General features: G+C 29.2%; 21 protein-coding genes and 3 tRNA genes. 4 read left to right on the forward strand and 20 right to left on the reverse strand.

Going from position 1 to position 23,395, the window contains the following annotated elements:
- Nucleotide 1: 1 nt before the first annotated feature.
- The 19 genes from Q0617_RS00320 to Q0617_RS00410 form a co-directional block, all read right to left on the reverse strand.
- Nucleotides 2–769, reverse strand: a complete 768-nt coding sequence (locus Q0617_RS00320; RefSeq protein ID WP_298749273.1) for a phytanoyl-CoA dioxygenase family protein — start codon at nt 767–769, stop codon at nt 2–4.
- Nucleotides 770–794: 25 nt separating this feature from the next.
- Nucleotides 795–1,889, reverse strand: coding sequence for a histidinol-phosphate transaminase (locus Q0617_RS00325; RefSeq protein ID WP_298749275.1), 1,095 nt, complete (start codon nt 1,887–1,889; stop codon nt 795–797).
- Entirely contained in the window at nt 1,855–2,721 is an 867-nt protein-coding gene (locus tag Q0617_RS00330) for an SPASM domain-containing protein (protein WP_298749278.1), read from the reverse strand. The genes Q0617_RS00325 and Q0617_RS00330 overlap by 35 nt, the downstream gene beginning before the upstream one ends.
- The gene (locus Q0617_RS00335; RefSeq protein WP_298749280.1) at nt 2,711–3,712 is read right to left on the reverse strand and encodes a methyltransferase domain-containing protein; all 1,002 of its coding nucleotides are present in this window, start codon (nt 3,710–3,712) and stop codon (nt 2,711–2,713) included. The genes Q0617_RS00330 and Q0617_RS00335 overlap by 11 nt, the downstream gene beginning before the upstream one ends.
- A 42-nt stretch (nt 3,713–3,754) precedes the next feature.
- Nucleotides 3,755–4,489: a glycosyltransferase family protein gene (locus tag Q0617_RS00340; protein ID WP_298749282.1), complete on the reverse strand. Its 735-nt coding sequence runs from the start codon at nt 4,487–4,489 to the stop codon at nt 3,755–3,757.
- Nucleotides 4,489–5,814 (reverse strand): glutamate-1-semialdehyde 2,1-aminomutase, encoded by a 1,326-nt coding sequence (locus tag Q0617_RS00345; RefSeq protein ID WP_298749284.1) that lies wholly within the window; start codon nt 5,812–5,814, stop codon nt 4,489–4,491. Before Q0617_RS00345 ends, Q0617_RS00340 begins: the two co-directional genes overlap by 1 nt.
- Entirely contained in the window at nt 5,811–6,377 is a 567-nt protein-coding gene (locus tag Q0617_RS00350; RefSeq protein WP_298749286.1) for an acyltransferase, read from the reverse strand. Before Q0617_RS00350 ends, Q0617_RS00345 begins: the two co-directional genes overlap by 4 nt.
- Nucleotides 6,377–7,216: an N-acetylneuraminate synthase family protein gene (locus Q0617_RS00355; RefSeq protein WP_298749288.1), complete on the reverse strand. Its 840-nt coding sequence runs from the start codon at nt 7,214–7,216 to the stop codon at nt 6,377–6,379. Before Q0617_RS00355 ends, Q0617_RS00350 begins: the two co-directional genes overlap by 1 nt.
- Nucleotides 7,210–7,980: an SDR family oxidoreductase gene (locus tag Q0617_RS00360; RefSeq protein WP_298749290.1), complete on the reverse strand. Its 771-nt coding sequence runs from the start codon at nt 7,978–7,980 to the stop codon at nt 7,210–7,212. The genes Q0617_RS00355 and Q0617_RS00360 overlap by 7 nt, the downstream gene beginning before the upstream one ends.
- Entirely contained in the window at nt 7,977–8,765 is a 789-nt protein-coding gene (locus Q0617_RS00365; protein WP_298749293.1) for a DUF692 family multinuclear iron-containing protein, read from the reverse strand. Before Q0617_RS00365 ends, Q0617_RS00360 begins: the two co-directional genes overlap by 4 nt.
- The gene (rffA, locus tag Q0617_RS00370; protein ID WP_298749295.1) at nt 8,758–9,885 is read right to left on the reverse strand and encodes a dTDP-4-amino-4,6-dideoxygalactose transaminase; all 1,128 of its coding nucleotides are present in this window, start codon (nt 9,883–9,885) and stop codon (nt 8,758–8,760) included. Before rffA ends, Q0617_RS00365 begins: the two co-directional genes overlap by 8 nt.
- Nucleotides 9,886–9,986: 101 nt before the next feature.
- Complete coding sequence (locus tag Q0617_RS00375; RefSeq protein ID WP_298749297.1) at nt 9,987–11,678, reverse strand: ABC transporter ATP-binding protein; 1,692 nt, start codon at nt 11,676–11,678, stop codon at nt 9,987–9,989.
- 63 nt (nt 11,679–11,741) lie between these two features.
- Complete coding sequence (gene tviB / locus Q0617_RS00380) at nt 11,742–12,989, reverse strand: Vi polysaccharide biosynthesis UDP-N-acetylglucosamine C-6 dehydrogenase TviB (protein ID WP_298749300.1); 1,248 nt, start codon at nt 12,987–12,989, stop codon at nt 11,742–11,744.
- Nucleotides 12,982–14,058 (reverse strand): NAD-dependent epimerase, encoded by a 1,077-nt coding sequence (locus Q0617_RS00385; protein ID WP_298749302.1) that lies wholly within the window; start codon nt 14,056–14,058, stop codon nt 12,982–12,984. Before Q0617_RS00385 ends, tviB begins: the two co-directional genes overlap by 8 nt.
- Nucleotides 14,059–14,068: 10 nt before the next feature.
- Nucleotides 14,069–15,268 (reverse strand): nucleotide sugar dehydrogenase, encoded by a 1,200-nt coding sequence (locus tag Q0617_RS00390; protein ID WP_298749303.1) that lies wholly within the window; start codon nt 15,266–15,268, stop codon nt 14,069–14,071.
- Entirely contained in the window at nt 15,269–16,300 is a 1,032-nt protein-coding gene (galE, locus tag Q0617_RS00395) for a UDP-glucose 4-epimerase GalE (RefSeq protein WP_298749305.1), read from the reverse strand.
- Nucleotides 16,301–16,423: 123 nt separating this feature from the next.
- Nucleotides 16,424–16,499: transfer RNA gene (locus Q0617_RS00400), tRNA-Cys, on the reverse strand.
- A 46-nt stretch (nt 16,500–16,545) separates the two neighbouring features.
- Nucleotides 16,546–16,634, reverse strand: a tRNA-Ser gene (locus tag Q0617_RS00405).
- A 16-nt stretch (nt 16,635–16,650) separates the two neighbouring features.
- A tRNA-Leu gene (locus Q0617_RS00410) sits at nt 16,651–16,737 on the reverse strand.
- A 143-nt stretch (nt 16,738–16,880) separates the two neighbouring features.
- On the opposite strand from Q0617_RS00410, the gene ilvD reads away from it, so the two are divergent.
- The 4 genes from ilvD (at nt 16,881) to Q0617_RS00430 (ending at nt 22,026) form a co-directional block, all read left to right on the forward strand.
- Nucleotides 16,881–18,569 (forward strand): dihydroxy-acid dehydratase, encoded by a 1,689-nt coding sequence (ilvD, locus tag Q0617_RS00415; protein WP_298749307.1) that lies wholly within the window; start codon nt 16,881–16,883, stop codon nt 18,567–18,569.
- Between the two features lie 112 nt (nt 18,570–18,681).
- Nucleotides 18,682–20,124 carry a Do family serine endopeptidase gene (locus tag Q0617_RS00420; RefSeq protein ID WP_298749312.1) on the forward strand — a complete coding sequence of 481 codons (1,443 nt, stop codon included), beginning with the start codon at nt 18,682–18,684 and terminating at the stop codon, nt 20,122–20,124.
- Nucleotides 20,125–20,134: 10 nt separating this feature from the next.
- Nucleotides 20,135–20,809, forward strand: a complete 675-nt coding sequence (locus Q0617_RS00425) for a response regulator transcription factor (RefSeq protein WP_298749433.1) — start codon at nt 20,135–20,137, stop codon at nt 20,807–20,809.
- On the forward strand, nt 20,806–22,026 hold the full coding sequence (locus Q0617_RS00430) for an ArsS family sensor histidine kinase (RefSeq protein ID WP_298749314.1): 1,221 nt from the start codon (nt 20,806–20,808) through the stop codon (nt 22,024–22,026). Before Q0617_RS00425 ends, Q0617_RS00430 begins: the two co-directional genes overlap by 4 nt.
- 6 nt (nt 22,027–22,032) lie before the next feature.
- Here Q0617_RS00430 and Q0617_RS00435 read toward each other — a convergent pair whose 3' ends face one another.
- A complete protein-coding gene (locus tag Q0617_RS00435; protein WP_298749316.1) occupies nt 22,033–23,310 on the reverse strand; it encodes a peptidase U32 family protein in 1,278 nt (425 codons plus the stop codon).
- Nucleotides 23,311–23,395 lie beyond the last annotated feature (85 nt).

Raw genomic sequence — 23,395 nt, forward strand, 5'->3', positions numbered from 1 at the left:
ATTATACTTCGAAATAATTTACTAAAATCAGACGCTCACCTTCATGTAAAGCTCCTCTTCTATGTAATCCTTTAGTATCAACAAGTATAACATCACCTTTTTTCCCTGTAAATATTTTTTCTTTAAAGCCAAATTTTGTTTTTAACCGTTCAACTTGATGAGGATGAAAACAATTTAGTGAACCATCTAAATCATGCTGCCAATATATATGTTCTTGAGGATATCTCCATGCTTCATCTTTATGACTACCCACTAAATAAATAAAGGGAGCATTTCTTTCATCTACATCGCTTAAATACAAGAATGCTTTAAACCTATGGATAATATCATCAAAATGCCAACTATCAGAACGTCCAAATGCACCAATTTTATTTGAATAATCTGCTATTCTAAACTCCGATTTAACATCTTTTGATACATAAGCTTTTGCTATATCATATATATCTTGATCATCAAAAAAGTCTTTTGCATACTTATTCTTTAAGTCAGCATTATCTAGTCTAAATTGTCCATCTAAAACACGAACAGCATCTTTCTCTACTTTTGAGAGTTGTTCCATACTTGGATACAAGTCATTAACAATATTATCAACTGTTTCAGTATCATAATAACTAGGAATAACCGCAATTCCATCTTTTAAAAGAGTTTCTAGTATATCTTTACTTTTAGTAAGGGAACTATCTAACTTATAAGCTTTTTTCTTATATATACTTTTTCTAACAAGTTCATATGTAATTGGCAAAGATTTAACAAATTTTTTTATTAACATACTTCTCTTTTCCTTCTATAATATATTAACTTCTAGTATAAATTATATGATTAAATTCCTTTAAAAATACTTGAACTAATTCCTTAGAACCCATAGTTACAGAAATATAATTTTCTACAGGAGTAGGCAAATAACCTCTTACCCATATATTTTTTTCTTTTAATTTATCAGTTACATAATTAGCCATTTCTTTTGATTTTAAATCAACTAAAATTGTATTCGACTTTTCTCCATGAGTTCTATATTCCAAATTTTCCAACTCATTTTTTAACCAATTTCTTGTCTCACTTACATCTTTTGCATAGTTTTTCATAATATCAATATTATCTATTGCCCATATTGCTATATCTATTGTAATACTATTTGTTTCGTGTGCAAATCTTTTTGTTGCTAAATATTTAATAAAATCTTTATTCGAAATTAAATATCCAAGTCTTATGGCTGGTAAACCCATACCTTTTGAAAATGTTCTTGCCACAACTAAGTTTTCATATTCAGTAATTAAGTTTATTGCAGTAGGTGATCCAAACATGTAGTATGCTTCATCTAAGAAAACAAGTACATCATGCTGCTTAGCTTTTTTAAATATTTTTGTCAAATCATCTAGGTTAAATATGTGTTCAATTGGCTCATGAGGATTAACAATAAAGATAATATCAACTGTATCATTTATACTTTCTAAGACTTCATTCAGATCAATTGTAAGTGTATCTCTCTTTGATTTTACTTCTATCATATTAGTTTCAAAAGCTTCTGAATATACATGATACATCCCATATGTAGGTGTCAAGCATACAATATTAGATCCTTTTTCACTACACATTTCAAATACAACTTTTAACCCACCATCTATTCCTGATGTCAACAAAAAGTTATCAGCACTTAAGTTGTGAAACTCTGCTAATTTTGCATATAACAAATCAACATCAGGATATCGATTCAAATTCTTAAAATTTAAATCTTCCTTTAATTTTTTTTCAAATTCTTTAGAATAAAAATCAATTCTAGTATTTCTGTGCATTTCTTGAGTACCTTTGGGTGGAACCAAAATTCTTACTCTGTCTATATATTTTGATTTATAATACTTATGATTCATAATACTTTTTCCAAATTTTAGCATACTGTTCACCATGTAAAGTACCATCAGCATCACATGTATTACAAGGTGGTAAATCTCTTTTACAATTAGATAAGTGTGTTCTATACTTTTTCAATATTTTTGAAGTCCATACTTCATAGACACTATTTAACATTAAGTTACCAGTTTTTATTCTTCTATTCCAGTCCTGAGTACACAAAAAAACGTCTCCATTCCAATCAACCATCATTGAATAGAAAGGATAGAAACATTGTTTATTATTATCTATTATTTGATTATTATTCAATACACCTGCACGGTTTGTCAACTTCACACCATAATTATCTTCTTTTGTATACCATCTATCTCTTAAAATATATTGAGAAGGAGAAATCCCTGCTTTAGAAAAAAGGTTATTAAATTCATCTATTTGATGTGCACCATCATACATACTTATTATTATTTTACTAACTCCAGAATTATATAGATCTTTTATAAACTTTTCATTTAAGGGGTCACCATTAGTGGTTATTTCAACATTAGAAATTTCAGAAAACACTTGACACATTTCAATTACATCTTTATTTAATAAAGGTTCACCATAACCTGCAATCATTATAGTACCTGTAAAACCTATTTCTTTAAGTTCTTTTGACATTTTTTTATACAAAACTGATGGCATTTTATGTTGTTGATTTGGAGCAATACTATCATCACTTTTGGGACAAAAAGTACAAACTCTATTACAAACATCTATTGGACTAATTTCAATCCAACTCGGTAATGGAATGCCACTACTATCAATTTTTATACTTTCACTTACAAGCTTTTCAACTCTATTAATACTATTTGCTAATGTTTCTTTATAATTCATTTTTACTCTTTCTTGCTACTACAATACAAAAACCAGTATTTTCTTTACATAATGGCAAAAATGTATCTTGATCTTGATAATAAAAATGTATTTCAAAGTTTTTAAGTTTTGAATTAATAGCATTTACAAATTCGTCTCTAGGCATTTCATTAATATGATAAGGATTTGTAATATATGGCTTATTGTCTTTATATCTTAACATAGGTGAAGATCCAACAAACACACCTCCATCTTTTAGCCAATACTCAACATTTTCTAAAAATCTTAAAAATACATCATTTGGAACATGTTCTAAAGTTTCAATAGAAACAATATTATCCAACGAAGAATTGTCAAATTCTAGATGATCAATATTAGCTTGTCTATATTCGATATTTTTTAAGTTATTATTATCATTAGCAAATGATATAGCATCTTCAGATAAATCAACACCTAAAACATTTTTAGAGTTTGTAGCTAAAATCTTACTTCCATAGCCAGAACCACATGCGCAGTCTAAACTTAAACCACCTTTTTTGATAAAATTTAATGCAAATTTATACCTTGCCAAATGTCTTTCTTTATTGTCATCATTATTATCTTCTTGCCCAGTCATATATAATCTTTCCGGTGAAAAATTATTTAATAATAAATGAATAGTAATATACCCTACTACTTGTCCTTTATCATTGATTGCAGGCAAAATATTAATTTCATTTTCTCTTAAAATTCTTAATGCTACAGATGCATTTTCGTTCAAATGTATACTTTTTGGTGCTAATGTGATAAAAGCTTCAATATCATGCACCGCATTTCCTGAAAAACTTTTTCTTACATCTCCATCTGTTAAAATTCCCAATAATTTATCATTATCATCAACTACAAACAAAGCACCTTCTACAAACATATTTAAAACTTTATCTTTTAATTCATGAATTAACTTCATAGACACTTTATTTTCTACATTTTTTTCCATTATTTCAGATACTAGTGGTATCCCATCTATCTTCATTTTATTCTCCAATATATTCAAATATGCCCAAAATAAAGCTTCTCAAGCCCATCCTTGACCAAAATAGTATTTTTTATTTTTTCTTATAATCTCTTGATTTTCGTTGATTATATCAACTATTTCATTAAGATGTCCAAAAGAATCTCTTCTTTTCAATTCATCAAGTACATAACTAACGACTTCAAAATCTTCTGCATAATCTACAGTAATCCTATATTTAGAGTAATCTTGATCACTTATTAGCTGACTAGTTTTATATCTAGCTGTTTGCCAAAATTGGAATGTTACATGTTCTCTAAATTGTGCATCTTTTTCTTCTTCCTTTGCCCTTTTCAGAGCTTTCATACTAAATACTTCAACATCCATACCATCCGGGAATGTACCGGTTTCAACTGGTACTGTGTTTGCACAATAATCAACTTTATCATTTAAAAATTTTTGAATGACAGCATCAATAATATCGGGATCAGATAGCGGACAATCTGCTGTCAATCTTACTACTGTATCTACATTATACTTTACTGCACACTCGTAATATCTACTTAAAACATCATCTTCACTTCCTCTAAAACAATCTATTCCAAAATCTTTACAAAAACTTTCAATTGAATCATCTTTATCTAAAGTGCTTGTTGCAACTACCAATTCATTTAGTAATTTAGATTTTTGAACTCTCTCAAGCTGATATGCCAAAAGTGGCTTCCCATTAACTTCTTTTAAAACTTTTCCAGGAAGTCTTGTACTACCCATCCTAGCTTGTATAATTGCCACAATCATTAGTTATACTTTCTAAATACTGGCTTTACGGGATTACCTACTAATAATTCTCTAACTTTATTGTTTTCTATAGCATATTGTAGTACTTTGAGTGTTTTATCAAAAGCTTCTAGTGTTTGGCTTATTTCACTCTCTTTGTGACTAAAAGAAGGTACAACTAATTGCATCATAACTCCATGTTTTATCATTTCTTGCAAAAATAATGTTCGAAGTAACATATCAAGATTCCCATCTTTATCTAAAAATACAAAATGAGGTCTACAATCAACTCCCTCTATCCTCATAAACTGTGCTATACCAAGAGTTGAAGCTAGCTTATTAAAACTATCTTTTATCTTTTTACCAGTAGCCCAAATATGTTTTGTGACTTCATAGTTATTATGATTTAAAAGTTCTATAGTTTTTTGTGCAGCTCTTAAATGATGTGTTTCCCCACCATATGTTGTTGAGAGTAAAAAAACTCTTTCTTTATCATGTTGTATTCCACCTAGCTCCATAAGTTCTTTTTTACCAACAACAGCTGAAACTGAAAAACCATTGGCCATTGATTTTCCAAAAGTCGACAAATGTGGAGTTACTCCATACAAATATTGTGCACCTTTTGGATGAAATCTAAATCCAGCAACTACTTCATCAAAAATAAGAATTATATTATTTGCTTCACATAAATCTTTTACAGATTGAAGATAGCCTTCATTAGGTTCTTCTGTTGCTGCAGGCTCCATAATAACACAGGCGATACCTTGTTGTTTATTTTCATCTATTATTATTTTTAAATCTTCTATATCATTATATTTGAAATTTTTAGTAAGTGATTTTGTTGATTCTGGTATACCTGAATCAACTACAGTATTACCCATAAACCAATCATGTACACTAAAAAAAGGTTGATCAACACATCTAAGAACAATATCTTTTCCAGTATATGCTCGTGCAAGTTTTACCGCTGCCGTAGTACCATCTGAACCATTTTTAGCAAACTTAACCATTTCAGCACTTGGAATTTGTTCAATCATAAGCTCTGCAACTTCTGCCTCTATAAATGATGGTTTAATAAAATTACAACCATTATCAAGTTCTTTTTTTATCACATCAAGTACTGGTTCATATGCATGACCCAGTAATACCGAGGTAAGTCCCATTCCCCAGTCAATAAATTCATTTCCATCTACATCCCAGATTCTTGCACCTTTCCCCTTAACAACAAAACCTGGACTAAGTTCTGGAAACTGGTCATCACCTTTTGTATAGGTATGTCCCCCTGCTGGAATAAGTGCATGGGCTTTTTTTCTCAACTCGTTTGATTTTGTAAAATTTGTAATCATTTCTTACTCTCACTTTTTAAATATTGTTTCTCAAGTTCTTGCAAGTCAGTTTTTCTATCTTTTAATCTTTTTGCAGGATTTCCGATATATATTCCCCAAGGTTCAGTTGATTTTAAAACTAAACTCATTGCACCTACAGAAGTTCCTTCTTCAAGAATTACTCCTGGCATAATTATTGATCCCGCTCCAACAATGGTATATTTTTTAAGAATCACTTCTTTTTTATATTCATTTTTGTACTCTTTAGGAACAGTTGAATTTGTCAAAGTTTTTCCACTATAATCATCAGACTGAGTAAAAACTTGAACGCCATAAGCTATAGTGGTAAAATCTTCAAAAACTATTCCTTTTTCACTACCAGCAACCAAACACATAGGTGTTATATGGACATTTCTTCCTATTCTTATTTTTCCAGAAATTATACAAAAGTCATCAATCCTTGAATTATCCCCTATTTCTATTTGATTGTGGTTATAAATACTAGCTTTATCACTTATTTTTACATTTTCACCTATATACTTAAAACCTAATTGTTTGAGTTGATCTTGTGTATAGTATGCCATTAACTTTTTCTTCTAAATTGTACTATCCCTGTTTCTGTTTCTCTTACACCAAATTCTTCATTACCGAATGTTTTTTCTATTCTTCTTGTCTCTTCTATAAGTTTTTTCATTTGATTTTCAGTAATTGAAACGGGTGCATCAATACACTCAAAACTTTCATCAATTTTATAATGCTTTTCAATAATTTGTGCACCAGCTGATACAGCACATAGTGATACAAAAATATCATTTGTATGGTCTGATTGTCCAACAATACAATCAAACTCTTTTTGCAATCTATAAATATTTGATAATTTTGCATCTTTTTCATCAGTGGGATATGATGATATACAATGTAGAATAGCTATATTTTTAGTTCCTTCACTTAATATATTGTAAGCTTCTTTAATCTCATCAAGATTTGACATACCAACAGATAAAATAACAGGTTTACCTGTTTTTGCAACATCTTTTAAAAGTTTATGATTTACTATATCAAATGATGCTATTTTATAAAGATCAGTCCCTATACTTTCCAGATATTCTACACTTTCTGTATCAAAAGGTGTAGAAAAGAAATCAACATTATATTGATTTGCATATTCTTTTAATTCTTTGAATGTCTCAAATGATAACTCTAAGTCTTTTAATATCTTAAATATCTCATCATTACCTTTTGGAGCTCTTTTTTCTGTTAAATATGTTTGAAACTTAACAGCATCAACACCAGCTCTAACTGCTGAATCTATTAATGCCTTAGCAACTTCAATACTACCTCTATGATTAATACCAATTTCCGCTATTACATAAGTCCTATTTTCTGTATTAAATCCATATTCTTTTAAATTTTTAATTACCATGCTGTTAAACCTCCATCTATTACTACATTTTGCCCTGTTGTATAACTTGCAGCATCACTTGCGAGATACAAAATTGCACCAATCATTTCTTCATCATTTGCCATTCGTTTCATTGGTGTTCTAAATGCATAATTTTCCCTAAAACCTTCACCTTGAGGGTTTTTTGGATTAAATATACCACCAGGGCTCACACAATTAACTCTAATATTTCTCTCTGCTAAATGTACCGCAAAATACTTAGTCATTTGAATCACACCTGCTTTTGTTGCACCGTAAACTTCAGAATTTTTTCTAGGTAAATCAGTATAGTTTCTAAAATCAGGACTGACCACACCAAAAATTGAACCAACATTAATAATTGAACCTTGCTTTGATTTATACTGGTCAAAAAGATTTACATATGTTTGAATTCCTAAAAATGTTCCTTTTAAATTAACATCCATTACCCAATCAAAACTCTCTTCAGGTCTTTCTTCAAAATTTTCAAATGTACTAACACCAGCATTATTAATCAAAATATCTATTCTTTCGTACTTTTTAATTATTGATTCATATAGCTTTTGAGTATCTTCTTTTTTTGTAATATCATTTATAAAATACTCTACATCATCAATTTTATTATTTTCCGTATTTGTATCTATACCAATTACTATAGATTCACTATTTTTAAATGCTTCACATATCTTATTACCAAGCTGTCCACATGCTCCAGTAACAATTACAACTTTATTATTTAGATTAAACATTTTTTCTATATAACTCATATCATTTCCTTAAATTTATTTATTGATTTGATTAAGTTTTCAATATCTCGATAATACTCAACTGTTAAATATTGAATATGTGGATATTCCTTAATTAAATTTTTCACTTCATTTAATTTAAACTCATCAGGATAATTGTGTGCATCATATGCAAGATTAGAAATACTATCTATATCAGGAGAACAAATATGTAATTGTACTACTCTATCAAGAGGTAACCCACTCTTATAGTCTTCAAAACTAATCCTTTTATTATGGGCTGTTACTTGTGCATGAGCAATATCAAATAAAAAATATATATTATTTTTATTGACAACTTCACTAATAAAGTTTTCATCGGTAATGTATTTATAGGCTTCTGTAGGATAATAATTATTATTTTCTACTGCAATTTTAATTTCATCACCAAATATATCCTTAATTTTTTTGAAATTATCTTTTGCATTATTAAGCATTTCCTCTTTACTATAAGAATATCCACCTAATTCAAACATGCCACTTTTGATTTTTGTATATTCTAATTTAGGTTGAGTACAACTAGTTGCCATATGAAATGTAATAAGCTTCAAATCTTTTTTTTGACTTTTTATATCTTCTAAGTATTTAAAATCTTCTTCTTTTAAAATATGTATCGGTTCCAATTCACAGTGAAATAATTCTTGATTAGAACTAATATTATCAAATGTTCTATCTCTACATTCTAGACAATCAGATATTTCTATAATTTTTTGTACATATAGGACATCATTAAATAAATGAGAAATAGGTGTAGCAATTTTAAGCATTAAAAAAAGCCTTTATATGATTACATATATATTTTATATCTTCAATTGATAATTCATAATATATGGGTAATCTTAACAATCTTTCACTCTCAGAAGTTGTAAATTTATCTTCACCTCTAAATTCAAAATACTTTGCACACTTTTGTGATTGATGTAAGGGAATATAATGAAAGACTGACTGTATCTCAAGTGAGGACAAATGATATATTAAATCTTGTCTTTGACGGTCATCTTTGAGCTTAATATAAAACATATGTGCATTATGTTTTATATCTTTTAATAAAGTAGCTAACTCAAGTTTATGAATATCTTTTAAATTTTTATAGTATTCATTCCATAATTTCAATCTATGACTATTAACTTCTTCAGCTTTTTCTAATTGGGCATATAAATAAGCGGCATTTAATTCACTTGGTAAATAGCTACTTCCAATATCTACCCATCTATATTTATCAATTACTCCTCTTAAAAACTGGCTTCTATTGGTTCCTTTTTCTCTAATAATTTCTGCCCGTTGAATATATTTTTCATCATTTAAAAGAAGTAACCCACCTTCTCCAGAAGTATAATTTTTTGTTTCATGAAAACTATATGCTCCTAAATGTCCAATTGTTCCTAGTGCTTTCCCTTTATATGTAGCCATCATACCTTGTGCTGCATCTTCTACTACAAACAAGTTATATTTTTTTGCTATAGCCATTATAGTATCCATTTCACAAGCAACCCCTGCATAATGAACAGGAACAATCACTTTTGTTTTTTCCGTAATTGCTAGTTCAATTTTAGTTTCGTCTATATTCATTGTATCTGGTCGAATATCTACAAAAACAATTTTTGCACCTCTCAAAACAAATGCATTTGCTGTTGATACAAATGTATAACTAGGCATAATTACTTCGTCACCATTTTTTATATCAAGAAGAATAGCAGCCATTTCTAATGCATGTGTACAAGATGTTGTTAATAACACCTTCTTTACCATAGCATTTTCTTCAAACCATTGATTACATTTTTTTGTAAAAGAACCATCACCAGATAACTTTTTATTAATTATTAATTCTCTTAAATATTTTTCTTCCGTACCTACAACTAAAGGTATATTAAAAGGTATTTTTTTCATTATCAAACTCCATGTAAATATTTACTAACAACAACCATATTAAAAAGACATATGTCAAAAAACTTTTTATATCACCTGGAAAAAATACTTTAGGTACAATTTTATTCATATATGATTTGTCCATTTTTTAATTTATAAATGTAATCACATTTTTCAACTGTACTTAGCCTGTGTGCAATTATAATTAATGTTTTACCTCTACTTATATCATAAATTTCATCCATAATTTCAGCTTCAGTTTCATTATCAAGTGCAGAAGTAGCCTCATCAAGTACTAATATTTCAGGATCAGTGTATAATGCCCTTGCCATTGCAATTCTTTGCTTTTGTCCACCACTTAACATGATACCCCCTTCACCAACAATTGTATTTAAACCATCTTTATTTGATAAAAATTCATATATTTTAGCTTGTTTTAGACATCTAATTATTTTATTTTCATCATATTTATTTCCAAAAACTACATTTTGTGATACAGTACCATCAAATAAATAAACAGTCTGAGGAATATAACCAATTTTTGTTCTCCAATCTCTAATATTAGTGTCAGATAGTTCCACTCCATCTATAACTATTTTTCCAGCAATAGGTTTATATAGTCCTATTATTATATCAACTAAAGTACTTTTCCCTCCACCACTTTCACCAACAAAAGCAATTTTAGAATTTTTTTCAATTTTCAAGTTAAGATTATAGAGTATGGGCTTATTTTTTTCATACTCAAAATTAATATTTATTATATTAATCTCTTTATTGAATGATACATTATCTTTACCCAATATTTCATTATCATACATAAGATCATTATGTATAATTTCAAGTGATTTATAAGAAAATAAAATATTATTATAACTACTAATAATTCTATTAACCGAAGGCATAAGCCTATATAAAGCTAATATAAACATCGATAAAATACCAATAAGTTCAGATATATTTGATTGATAAATCCAAATCATATAAAGTACAAGAAGTATTATAAGTCCAAAAGCAATTGCTTCCAATAAAAATTTAGGTACTTGAATTAATGTTTGTGCTATAATATTTGTTTTGGCAAAGCTGTGACTTGAATGTGAAAATTCGTTTAAAACTAATTTATCATTAGTTTGTAACTTTATTAATTTAAAATTCCCAAAACTTTTATTAATAACCTCATAAAAATTTTGTAGTATTTCTGATCTATTGATACCATGTTTTTTTATTCTATTAGAAATTGTTTTTAATACTAAAAAACCATTAATAAATAAAAATAAAGTCAATACTAAGGTAACCTGATAATTTACATATAACATCATTATATAAATAAAAAGAATTATAAATAATTCACTAATTAAAAGAAGTAATGCCGATAATAAAGAGGACAAATTCGTTGCTTCAGATACTATTGATTTAGTCAAATTTGAAGAGTTTTTTTTGACAAAATCTTTATATGCCATTCCCATATAGTTTTCAAAAAGTCTATAAACAATGAGATGAAATCTTCCTTGGGAAAATTTTGCCATAAGATAAGTATAATAGATGTTTAAACCACTTCTTAAAATATAAAATAAGAATAGAAATATTCCAAAAATAAGAATAAAATCAACATCACTTTTAAAATCTAAAAGACTATAGAATTTTGATAAATATTCATTAGTATGAATATAATTAAAATCAATTGCAATAGATAGGAATGGCATAATTGCAGATATACCAACTACCTCAATTAATGAAACAAAAATAGAAAATACTATTAGCACTATAAAAAACTTTTTATCTCGCCTTGTTAAAATATAATTTAATTTTTTAATCAATTACTATTTTCTCCTGTTAATTCATTTTTTATTACTTAAAATATTTCATATTATAAATATTATTTATAACCTGCCATCAGTATCATTTAAAATAGACTTAATATCAAATACAACATTATCATTTGTTTTTAGTTTGAACTCTTTAAACTCCTTATGAGCAACAGCTAAAACTACAGCTTTATATTCATCTATTTTTATTTCTTTTTGTAGTTCTATGTTATACTCATGTTTTACATCAGTGATATTAGCCCATGGATCATAAACATCTATATTACATCCAAATTCTCTAAGTTCTTCTATCACATCTATTACTCTACTATTTCTTATATCAGGACAATTCTCTTTAAATGTAATTCCTAACACTAATACTTTTGAACCCTCTATTTTATGACCTTTTTTTATCATAAGTTTAATTACCTGGTTAGCAACATAAATACCCATATTATCATTTAATCTTCTACCTGCCAAAATAATCTCTGGATTATAGCCTACTTGTTGAGCCTTATGGGTTAAATAATATGGATCAACTCCAATACAATGCCCTCCTACAAGCCCTGGTCTAAATGGCAAAAAGTTCCATTTTGTTCCTGCTGCTTCTAACACTGCAGTTGTATCTATATTTAATTTATTAAATATAATTGCTAATTCATTTACAAATGCTATATTAATATCTCTTTGGGAATTTTCTATGACTTTTGCAGCTTCTGCTACTTTAATAGTAGGAGCTAGATGGGTTCCTGCAGTGATAATACTTGAATACAGCTCATTTACTTTTTTCCCAATTTCTGGTGTACTTCCAGATGTTACTTTTAGTATCTTCGTAACAGTGTGTTCTTTATCTCCTGGATTGATTCGCTCAGGGGAGTAACCACAAAAGAAATCTTTATTGAAGACTAATCCTGAGAATTTTTCAAGAACTGGAACACAGTCTTCTTCTGTAGCTCCAGGATAAACTGTAGATTCATATATTACTATGTCATTTTTTTTGAGTATATTTCCAATAGTTTCACTAGCTTTAATAAGTGGTGTTAAATCTGGTCTTTTATTTTTATCAATTGGAGTAGGAACTGTTACAATGTAAATGTTGCAATCTTTAATATCTTCAACGTTTAAAGTAAATTCCATTTTATTATTCAGTGCTTCTTTTACTTGCTCTTCAGTTAACTCTAATGTTCTGTCATAACCATTTCGTAACTCGTCAATTCTCCATGATGAAATATCAAATCCAACTACTTTATATTTTTCAGAAAAGGCATGAGCTAAAGGTAGGCCTACATATCCAAGACCTATTACACATATTTTATCAGTCATTGTTTTGCTCCACATTAAAAAAATCTAAATACCAATCTATAAAGTTGTTAATTCCTTCTTGTATTGGTGTTTCAGGTTTATAATTTAAATCTTCAACTAAATCACGTACGTCTGCATAAGTTGAAGGTACATCTCCTGGTTGGATGGGTAACATATTTTTTTCTATTTTTTTGCCTAGTTTGTTTTCTATAGCTTCAATAAAATCCATAAGTTTTACAGGATTATTATTTCCTATATTATAAATTTTGTATGGTGCAGATGAAGTTGAAGGTTCTTTTTTATCCCAGCTTTTATTTGCTTTAGCAGGATTATCAATAACTCTTATCACTCCTTCTACAATATCATCCACATATGTAAAATCTCTTAACATATCTCCATTATTAAAAACATCAATCGGATTACCTTCAAGTGCAGCTTTTGTAAAAAGAAAAAGTGCCATATCGGGTCTTCCCCATGGTCCATAAACTGTGAAAAACCTAAGTCCTGTAGTTGAGATATCAAAAAGATGTGAGTAGGTATGAGCCATAAGTTCATTACTTTTTTTACTTGCAGCATATAATGAAATAGGATGATCAACATTATGATTTGTAGAAAATGGTAACTCTTCGTTTAATCCATAAACAGATGAGCTTGAAGCATAAGATAAATTTTTAACTCCATGATGTCTACAAGCTTCTAAAATATTCATAAATCCTATAATATTTGAATCCACATAAGCATCAGGATTTGTAAGAGAATATCTAACTCCAGCTTGAGCTGCTAGATTACAAACTGCATTGAACTTTTCTTGCTCAAAAAGCTGTATCATTGCTTCTTTATCTTCAAGATTTAATTTTATAAATTTGTAATTAGGATTATTCTTTGATGTAATAAGTTTCCCATATGGAATTTCTTTACCATCTTCAAGACAATCAATTATCCCTGTTCTTTGTAGTCTCCCATATTTTACATTTTGGTCATAGTAATCATTTATATTATCTAATCCTACTACCTCATCACCTCGTTCTAACAGTTTTATTGCTAAATGACTACCAATGAAACCTGCTGTTCCTGTTACTAATATTTTCAATTTATTCCTCTTAACTATCACTATTAAATATATCTCTTGTATAGATTTTATCTTTTACATCAAGTAAATTTTCACTTAATCTATTTACTACTATTACATCAGAAATATTTTTAAACTCTTCTAAATCTTTAATTACTCTTGAATTGAAAAATTCATCTTCAGTTATTACTGGCTCATAAACAACTACTTCGATTCCTTTTGCTTTTATTCTTTTCATAATTCCTTGAATTGCTGAACTTCTAAAATTATCACTACCTGATTTCATAACAAGTCTGTAAATACCTATAGTAGTTGTTAGGGCTTTATGGTTAGGGGTTAGAACTTGAGCTTTCTTTATAATACTATCTGCTATAAAATCTTTTCTTGTAGAGTTTGATTCTACTATGGCATTGATTAGATTTGATGGAACATCTGCATAGTTAGCTCTTAATTGCTTAGTATCTTTTGGTAAACAGTATCCACCATAACCAAAGCTTGGGTTATTGTAATGTGTTCCAATTCTAGGATCCAATCCAACACCTTCTATTATTTGTCTAGTGTCTAAATCGTGAGATTGAGCATAAGAATCTAACTCATTAAAATATGCAACTCTCATGGCTAAAAATGTGTTTGCAAAAAGTTTTATTGCTTCTGCTTCTGTTGAGTCTGTAAAAAGAATATCAATATTCTCTTTTTTTGCACCTTGTACTAGTAAATTTGCAAATAGAGTTGCTCTTTCAGACTTCTCCCCAACTACAATTCTAGATGGATATAAGTTATCATATAAAGCATGTCCCTCTCTCAAAAACTCTGGAGAGAATATAATATTATTTGTATTAAATCTTTCTCTCAATATTTTTGTATAACCTACTGGAATAGTTGATTTTATTACCATAGTCGTATTTGGATTTATACTTAAAACATCAGAGATAACATATTCTATTGATTTTGTATTAAAATAATTAGTTTCTGGATCATAATCTGTTGGCGTTGCAATGATTACATAATCAGCATCTTTATAAGTTATTCCTTTATCTAAAGTTGCAGTGAAGTTTAAATTATCTTTTTTTAAATACTCTTCAATCTCTTTATCTTCTATTGGAGATATTTTTTTATTTAACATCTCAATTTTTTCAGGAATAATATCAAGGGCAACTACTTCATTGTGTTGTGATAATAAAACACCATTTGATAAGCCAACATACCCTGCCCCTGCTATTGCTATCTTCATTTAATTTATATCTCCCAGTTTCTTCTCCCACTCATAAGCGCTTTTACATATCAATTCCAAATCTTCATATTTAGGAACCCAAGACATTTTTGATTTTATTTTTCTGTTATCTGAAACTAACATAGCTGAGTCACCATCTCTTCTTGATGTAATATCTACTTTAAAATTAGTATCTGTAGCCTTTTTTGCTACATCGATTACTTCTTTTACAGAATGACCTTTCCCATATCCAGCATTGAAAATCTCGCTTGCATTATTATCAAGATATTTTATCGCTTTTATGTGAGCATCAGCTAAATCATCCACATGAATATAATCTCGAACTCCAGTGCCATCATTTGTATCAAAATCATCACCATATATAGACATTTTTTCTCTTTTTCCCATAGCACATTCACTAGCTATTTTTATAAGGTGCGTTGCATTTGGAAAAGATTGACCTATTCTTGGAGTTAATTTATTATCTTCATAATTTATATCAGCTCCTGCTACATTAAAATATCTAAATATCATGTATTTAAAATTATCATTTAAACTTGCAGTATCTTGTAAAACTTTTTCACTCATGAGCTTACTCATACCGTATGGGTTTATTGGACTTGTGGGGTATTTTTCATCTATTCCATTTTGTGGAATATTTGTAGGCTCACCATAAACAGCAGCTGTACTTGAAAATATAAATTTTTTTACACTGTTTTCAACTGCACATTTGATTAGGTTTGTAGTATTTACTGTATTATTTATATAGTATTTTAAAGGGTTTTCAACTGATTCAGGTACAACAATACTTGCTGCAAAATGCATGATTGTATTTATATTATTTTCTTTTAATACATTATTTACTTTATCAAACTCTTTTAAGTCTAACTCTATAAATTTAAAATCTCTTATTGTTTTTAGTGTATCAAGTGTTTTTATACTACCTGTTGAAAGGTTGTCTAATATGACTATATTATAAGTTGTAGTTTCTAATAATTGTTTAGCAACATGACTACCAATATATCCTGCGCCACCTGTTATTAATATATTCAAGTATTATCCGTTATTCTTTAATTTAATAGAGTGATTATATCGAATCAAGTCTTTAAATTGTATTTACATTACAAGTGAAATTATAAATTTTGTTTGATTTTAAACTAATAGGTTACATGAAAGTGGAGGAGGTAGCCGGACTCGAACCGACGCATGGTGGATTTGCAATCCACGGCATTACCAACTTTGCTATACCTCCAGTGGAAAATCATTTTATACATAAGAAGAAAATGATTAAAGGTAAGTGGCAGAGAGCAAGGGATTCGAACCCTCGGAGGCGTGAACCTCGCCGGTTTTCAAAACCGGTCCATTCGACCAACTCTGGCAACTCTCTAACATTTATATAATAGTGGTGCGAATGGTCGGAATCGAACCGACACTCCGAAACCGGAATGGGATTTTAAGTCCCACGCGTCTACCTATTCCGCCACACTCGCACTATTTGGTAGATTCAAAGAAGTGTTATTTCTTAAAATGGAGTGGAATTATATTAAAAAAAATATTCTTTGTCAATAGTTTTTAATTTTATTTTCCAAATTTTTTGATATAATCTTTTCATATACAAATATTAAGGATTTATATGAGAAGTGATGAAGTAAAAAAAGGTTATGACAGAGCACCTCATCGATCATTATTTAGAGCTACGGGACTAAAGGATGATGATTTTGGTAAGCCATTTATTGGAGTTGCAAACTCTTTCATTGAAATTATCCCAGGACATTTTTTTCTAAACAAAGTTGCAGAAATAATAAAAGAAGAGATAAGAGCAAACGGTTGTGTTCCTTTTGAGTTTAACACTATTGGTGTAGATGATGGTATTGCTATGGGACATGATGGTATGTTATTTTCACTACCATCAAGAGAATTAATTGCAAACTCTATTGAAACAGTTATGAATGCACATAAACTAGATGCAATGATAGCTATTCCAAACTGTGATAAAATCGTACCAGGTATGATTATGGGTGCAATTAGAGTAAATGTTCCAACAGTATTTGTTTCAGGTGGTCCTATGGCTAAAGGTCACACAAAAGATGGTGTACCTATTGACTTAGCAACTGCATTTGAAGCTGTTGGAAAGTTTGAAAAAGGTGATATGACAGAAGAAGAACTTACAGATATTGAGTGTAATGCCTGTCCAAGTGGAGGTTCATGTTCTGGTATGTTTACAGCTAACTCAATGAACACACTTATGGAAGCAATGGGGATTGCACTACCAGGAAATGGAACAATTCTAGCACTAACTCCTGAAAGAGAAGAGTTATATAGAAAAGCGGCGAGAAGAGTATGTGAGATTGCAAAAGATAATGAATCAAGAGAAAAATTCAAATTATCAAATATATTAAATGAAAATGCAGTTAGAAATGCTTTTGCAGTTGATATGGCAATGGGTGGAAGTTCAAATACTGTTTTACATATGCTAGCTATTGCAAAAGAGGCTGGTGTTAATTTTGAATTAAGTGATATCAATGCTATCTCTAAAAAAGTTTCTCATATTGCTAAAATCTCTCCATCTTTATCTACTGTTCATATGGAAGATATAAACAAAGCTGGTGGTGTAAATGCTGTTATGAAAGAGATGACAAAAAGAGGTGATGATATATTAATTGATAACCTTACAGTCTCTGGAGAATCTTTATATGAAAAGATAGCAGATGCTTATATTAAAGATACAAATATTATTCACACTATTGATAATCCATACTCAAATGTTGGTGGATTAGCAATACTTTATGGTAATTTAGCAGAACAAGGTGCTGTAATTAAAACTGCTGGTATTACAGGTGCACGAGCACTTACTGGTAAAGCTGTATGTTTTGATGGACAACCAGAAGCAATAGCTGGGATATTAGGTGGAAAAGTAAAGGCTGGTGATGTTGTAGTTATTAGATATGAAGGTCCAAAAGGAGGACCTGGTATGCAAGAGATGCTAGCACCTACTTCACTTATCATGGGAATGGGTCTTGGAGATAAAGTTGCACTAATTACTGATGGAAGATTTTCAGGAGCTACTAGAGGTGCAAGTATTGGGCATGTAAGTCCTGAAGCTGCCGAAGGTGGAATGATAGGATTACTTAAAGATGGAGATGAGATTCATATTGATGTTGACCAATATATTTTAGAAGTACATTTATCTGATGAAGAGATTGCTAAACGAAAAGCAGAATTTGTTCCATTGAAAAAATCTTTAACATCAAAGTGGTTAGGACAATACAGAGCCCTTGTAACAAATGCAAGTAGCGGTGCAGTTTTAAAAACTGACCTTTAATAAATCTTGGGGGAAACCCATGATTTATTAACAAATATTAACAAAACTATTAACCTTTCATTTACATAAAAAAATTAGAATTTCATTATAAACTATTATAAAAAGGATTCACATGAAAATAAAAAATGTTCTCATGTTTAATAACAAACTACTAATTATTTCTTCACTTCTTGCAGTAAATCTATTTGCAAAAAGCATTGATTTTAATATGGCACAAGAAAATCCACAAAGAGTCTCTCCAAGTAATGCAAATGAAATTTTGTCATTTAATAATTCAATTAAAGACTCAATGCTATCAGTTGTAAATATATCTACAAAAAAACATATGACAAACCAAGTTGGAAATCTACCAATGGAAATGTTCAATGATCCTTTATTTAGAAGATTTTTTGGTGATCAATTTGGGAATCAATTTAAACAAAATAAAATCCAAAGAGCCTTAGGTTCTGGAGTTATTGTTTCAAAAGATGGATATATTATTACAAATAATCATGTAATTGAAAATGCAGATGAAATCACAGTAACACTTTCAGGTGAAACAACTGAATATACAGCAAAACTAGTTGGAAGAGATGCTGATTCTGATTTAGCAGTTATAAAAATTGAAGCTAAAAATTTAGTTCCAATAAAAATTTCACACTCAACAGACTTAAAAATAGGTGATCTTATTTTTGCTATTGGTAATCCTTTTGGTATAGGAGAAACTGTAACACAAGGAATTATCTCAGCACTAAATAAAAACCAAGTTGGAATCAATAGATATGAAAACTTTATTCAAACAGATGCCTCTATAAACCCAGGGAACTCAGGTGGGGCTTTAGTTGATAGTAGAGGTGCACTTATTGGAATAAATAGTGCTATCATATCTAGAAGTGGTGGAAACAACGGAATTGGTTTTGCAATTCCTATTGATATGGTAATTGAAGTAGCTACAAAACTTGTAGAAGAAGGAAAAGTTACAAGGGGTTATTTAGGTGTAGTTATTAATAACTTAACAAAAGAGTCTGCAAAGGTTTATAATCATAAAAGTGGTGCACTTATTATGGAAGTAGGACGTGATACACCTGCTGCTAGATTTAAACTTCAAAGGGGTGATTTAATTTTTGCTATTAATAACAAGGCTATTAAAGATAGAGCTGCTTTACAAAATACAATCGCAGGTTTTAAACCAAATGAAAAAATTGTTATCAAACTAGAAAGAGATAAAAAAGACATTACTATAAACGCAGTACTTGGTAATAGAGATGGACTAATTATAAGTGAATCAGTAAATGGAACTATCTTAGGTGGACTACAATTAAGTGATTTAGATAACAATATTATAGATAGATTTAGATTGCCTAGAAATATTGTTGGAGTTTTAGTTACAGATGTTAAACCTAAATCAGATGCAGAAAAAGTAGGTTTTCAAGCTGGTGATGTTATTATTCAAATAGAAGATATCAATATTACTAGATTCCCTGATGTACAAGAGGCAATAAGAAAGTATAATAATAAATACAAAAGAGTTTATGTGAGTAGACAAGGACAAACTATTTTATTAGTTATTAAATAAAGGATTTCCCATAATTAAAGTATTAATGATTGAAGATGATTTAGAACTAGCTGAAATCATCACAAACTATTTAAAATCTTTCGATATAGAAGTTGTAAATACAGATAGCCCATACACTGGGTTATCTATGATTAAAACTGATTCAAACTATAAGCTTTTGATTCTTGATTTGACTCTTCCTGAAATAGATGGATTAGAGCTTATTCCCAAAATAAGAGCCTCATCAGATATTCCTATTATAATCTCAAGTGCTAGGGATGATATATTGGATAAGGTTATGGGATTAGAACGTGGAGCAGATGATTATCTTCCAAAACCATATAATCCAAGAGAACTTCAAGCTAGAATAAAAGCTATTTTAAAAAGACTAAATGTTGAACCGGCTAAAAAAAGTGAAAATTCTATTTTTGAATTAAAAAGTGAAGATATGAAAATATATTTTCAAGATGCACTGTTAGATTTAACTATGGCAGAATTTGATATATTAAAACTTCTTATACAAAGAAAAGGTGGAGTTGTAGCAAGAGAAGACTTCATATATGATAGTTTACACATAGAAGATGATAGTAGTTTAAAAAATATTGATGTTATGATTTCAAGAATTAGAAATAAGATTGCCCGTGTGGATAATACAAAAACTTACATTAAAGCAGTAAGAGGTATAGGATACCAACTATCTATATGAAAAATGTCTCTATTACAGCCTTTATAAATATTATATTTGTATTAGCACTTGCTGCAATTACAACCACATTTTTATTTTTTGTGAAATTAGATAAAGAGAAATCTACCCAAGAGAGAACACAAAGATATAGTATTATTGCAAATAGTGTTTTAAATAACTTTAATTTACTACCTACTAATGACCAATTAAAAAATATATATTCACAATTTCAAGTAACTTCAGTAGAAGATAGATTAAAAAAACTAGATGTAATCAATAATGCAAAAGAGCTTATGTATCAAGAGACATCTCTTGGAAGAGTAAGAATTTACGAGATGTACAATAAGTACTATATTTATGTTCAAAAAATGAGTTATAACATTCTGCTTGAAGATTTAAAGCCACAACCATACAACAGAAGTATAGCCCTAATAGTATATTTATTTGCCATTACGATATTTTTAGCACTCTACTTTGCCATAAGAAAAAAATTTACACCACTTAGAACTTTAGATAAACAAATCCAAAAATTCTCTAATGGTGACAAAAATATAAAACTTGATTTTACAAATAACGACGAAATAGGAAAAATTGCAAAAAGCTTCAATAATGCAATCACTCATATCAATAACTTAACTGATTCAAAAAATCTTTTTATGAGAAATATGATGCATGAGCTTAAAACTCCAATAACAAAGGCTATGTTTATTGTTGAATCTTTAGATGATGATAAAAATAAAGAGATTTTAGTACGTGCATTTGAGAGAATGAATAGTATTATTAAAGAGTTAGCAACAGTTGAAAAACTCTCTTCAAATATGTCTGTTATCTATAAAGAAAATACTACATTTTTTAAAATATACAAAAATGCAATAAATATCATGATGATAGATGCAAATTCAATTAGCAGCAAGATAAGTGATTTTAATCTCAAAGTAGATATTTCACTATTTTCAATTACAATAAAAAACTTAATAGATAATGCAATTAAATTTTCACCAAATAGTCATGCTACGTTAATAGCCACAAAAAGAAAAATAGAAGTTATATCAAAAGGTGAAAAACTAAAACATGATTTAAATTACTACACAGAACCTTTTTCACAAGAAGAGAAAAGAAAAGATGGCTTTGGTTTGGGTTTATATATTGTCAAAACAAGCGTTGAACTTCATGGGTTTAAATTTCTTTATGAATATAAAGAGGGAAAAAACTATTTTATAATTGATATGAGTAAATAAACCTATTTACTCAACTATCTCTTCATTTTCCACTCTAAACATCGTCAAATATGGTAACCGTCCTGGTAACTTTATTTTATTGATATTACCACTATGAACTGAATCTAATTCTTTATCAGTCTCAGTTAAAATCTTTTTAAAGCTTATATAATAAATCCCACCTTTTAAATATATTCTTCCTATATCATTATCTACTTCTTCAATTTTAGTGTTTAAAGGAGCAAAAATCTCTATCTCTTCATTTGGGTATGTTTTATATTTACATAAAAAATGCTCTTCATCTTCACATACAAGACCACTTACTTCAAAAGTTCCTTTACTTAAGGCATAATCATGGTTTTGAGAATCTGCTCTCTCAAAAGGCCGGTGAATCAAATATGCATCAGTAAAACCTCTATTTTTTGTAGTTGCTAATTCTCTTTGGTATTTATCTGCTTCAAAACTGTTTGAGTAAAAATCATCAATAGCCATTCTATATGTATTTGCTGTAACTGCAGCATAATAAGGTGATTTTGTTCTTCCTTCTATCTTTATAGAATCAACCGCTCCACTTTTTAATATTTCATCAACATGACTAGCTAAGTTCATATCTTTTGCATTAAAGATATATGTTCCAACACCTGGTTCTTCTTCAAGTCTAAACATTGTCCCATGGTCTTCATTGGCAGCATATAGTGTATACTCAAATCTACAATCATTTGCACAGCTTCCTCTATTTGGAACTCTTCCCATTTGTACAGCACTAACTAAACATCTTCCACTATATGCAAAGCACATAGAGCCATGAACAAAAATCTCTATTTCCATCTCAGGAAGATGTTTTTTTATCTCTGTTACATCTTTTAGACTAATTTCACGTGCAGCAATTATTCTTCTTACACCCATATCATAATAAACTTGTGCATCTAAATAGTTCATAACATTTGCTTGGGTTGATAGATGAATAGGTATATGAGGAGCTAACTCTCTACAAAGTCTTACAACACCTGGAGCTGCTACAATTAGTGCATCTGGTTCCAAAGCTGCCATATCTACAATATGTTTTTTAAGTAGCTCAATTTGTGAGTTAAAAGGGAAACCATTTATTGTAGCGTAGACTTTCTTACCCATAGAATGAGCATAATCAATTCCCTCTTTAAAACTTTCAAAAGTAAACTCTTTTCCACTTCTTATTCTTAAAGAAAAATGACTAACCCCACCATATACTGCATCTGCTCCATATGCAAATGCAATTTTCAATTTTTCTAAATTTCCAGCTGGGCTTAATAATTCTACTTTATTCATCTCTTGTCCTTATGACTTACACTTTATTTTTTCGAATTATATCAAAAAAAAATATATAAAAAGATTGAAAAAATTCTTATTTTAA

The sequence above is a fragment of the uncultured Arcobacter sp. genome (assembly GCF_937982575.1).
Taxonomy (GTDB): domain Bacteria; phylum Campylobacterota; class Campylobacteria; order Campylobacterales; family Arcobacteraceae; genus Arcobacter.

Bases quoted from the DNA above. Each gene is read 5' to 3' on its own strand.
- Q0617_RS00330 (WP_298749278.1), bottom strand. From the start codon at position 2,721: ATGAATTATAAAGAAACATTAGCAAATAGTATTAATAGAGTTGAAAAG.
- tviB (WP_298749300.1), bottom strand. From the start codon at position 12,989: ATGACTGATAAAATATGTGTAATAGGTCTTGGATATGTAGGCCTACCT.
- Q0617_RS00350 (WP_298749286.1), bottom strand. From the start codon at position 6,377: ATGGCATACTATACACAAGATCAACTCAAACAATTAGGTTTTAAGTAT.
- Q0617_RS00390 (WP_298749303.1), bottom strand. From the start codon at position 15,268: ATGAAGATAGCAATAGCAGGGGCAGGGTATGTTGGCTTATCAAATGGT.
- Q0617_RS00355 (WP_298749288.1), bottom strand. From the start codon at position 7,216: ATGGTAATTAAAAATTTAAAAGAATATGGATTTAATACAGAAAATAGG.
- Q0617_RS00360 (WP_298749290.1), bottom strand. From the start codon at position 7,980: ATGAGTTATATAGAAAAAATGTTTAATCTAAATAATAAAGTTGTAATT.
- rffA (WP_298749295.1), bottom strand. From the start codon at position 9,885: ATGAAAAAAATACCTTTTAATATACCTTTAGTTGTAGGTACGGAAGAA.
- ilvD (WP_298749307.1), top strand. From the start codon at position 16,881: ATGAGAAGTGATGAAGTAAAAAAAGGTTATGACAGAGCACCTCATCGA.
- Q0617_RS00340 (WP_298749282.1), bottom strand. From the start codon at position 4,489: ATGATTGTGGCAATTATACAAGCTAGGATGGGTAGTACAAGACTTCCT.
- Q0617_RS00335 (WP_298749280.1), bottom strand. From the start codon at position 3,712: ATGAAGATAGATGGGATACCACTAGTATCTGAAATAATGGAAAAAAAT.
- Q0617_RS00325 (WP_298749275.1), bottom strand. From the start codon at position 1,889: ATGCTAAAATTTGGAAAAAGTATTATGAATCATAAGTATTATAAATCA.
- Q0617_RS00430 (WP_298749314.1), top strand. From the start codon at position 20,806: ATGAAAAATGTCTCTATTACAGCCTTTATAAATATTATATTTGTATTA.
- Q0617_RS00420 (WP_298749312.1), top strand. From the start codon at position 18,682: ATGAAAATAAAAAATGTTCTCATGTTTAATAACAAACTACTAATTATT.
- Q0617_RS00365 (WP_298749293.1), bottom strand. From the start codon at position 8,765: ATGCTTAAAATTGCTACACCTATTTCTCATTTATTTAATGATGTCCTA.
- Q0617_RS00320 (WP_298749273.1), bottom strand. From the start codon at position 769: ATGTTAATAAAAAAATTTGTTAAATCTTTGCCAATTACATATGAACTT.
- Q0617_RS00435 (WP_298749316.1), bottom strand. From the start codon at position 23,310: ATGAATAAAGTAGAATTATTAAGCCCAGCTGGAAATTTAGAAAAATTG.
- Q0617_RS00345 (WP_298749284.1), bottom strand. From the start codon at position 5,814: ATGATTACAAATTTTACAAAATCAAACGAGTTGAGAAAAAAAGCCCAT.